Consider the following 504-nt stretch of genomic DNA (forward strand, 5'->3'; position numbering starts at 1 on the left):
GTTAACGCATCTTGCGGTAGCGTTAACATGGCGTTCCCGCCGGGTTCAGAACGACTCGTCCATAAGCATTTTCAGCGACGGCGATCAGGACATCATCGCCGCCTTGTTGGAAGGACGAAGGCAATGAAAATCTTCAATCGCTTTGCAGCAGTGGCCCTGGTCGGGGCGGTACTGGGCGGTGTGGTGGCGGCGGCTCCGGCCTCTGCGCACACGGACTTCGCGATCGGCGTGAATGTCGGTCCGCACTGGGGCTATGGACCGCGCCCCTGGTATGGCCCGCGGCCCTATTATGGCTATGGCCCGGTCGTCTATCAGCCGGTGTGCTGGACCAACTGGCACTGGAGCCCCTATTGGCAGCAGCAGGTTCCGACCCGCATCTGCCGCTAAGGCAGATAGCCGGGCAGGCAGCCAAGCAGGCGACCCCCGAGGCGCCAATCCCTCGCCAAAGGCGGCATGCGGGCCGGAGATGCAAACAAGCATCTCCGGCCCGCGCGATTCCGGGGG

At 63.9% G+C, this 504-nt stretch carries 1 protein-coding gene; it reads left to right on the top strand.

The features are described 5' to 3' along the window. Positions 1-123 precede the first annotated feature (123 nt). Positions 124-387, top strand: coding sequence for a hypothetical protein (locus AC3WT0_RS19845; RefSeq protein ID WP_492755123.1), 264 nt, complete (start codon positions 124-126; stop codon positions 385-387). Positions 388-504 lie beyond the last annotated feature (117 nt).

The sequence above is a fragment of the Sphingomonas sp. EU05-FHT14C10 genome, assembly GCF_058790595.1.

Bases quoted from the DNA above. Each gene is read 5' to 3' on its own strand.
- AC3WT0_RS19845 (WP_492755123.1), top strand. From the start codon at position 124: ATGAAAATCTTCAATCGCTTTGCAGCAGTGGCCCTGGTCGGGGCGGTA.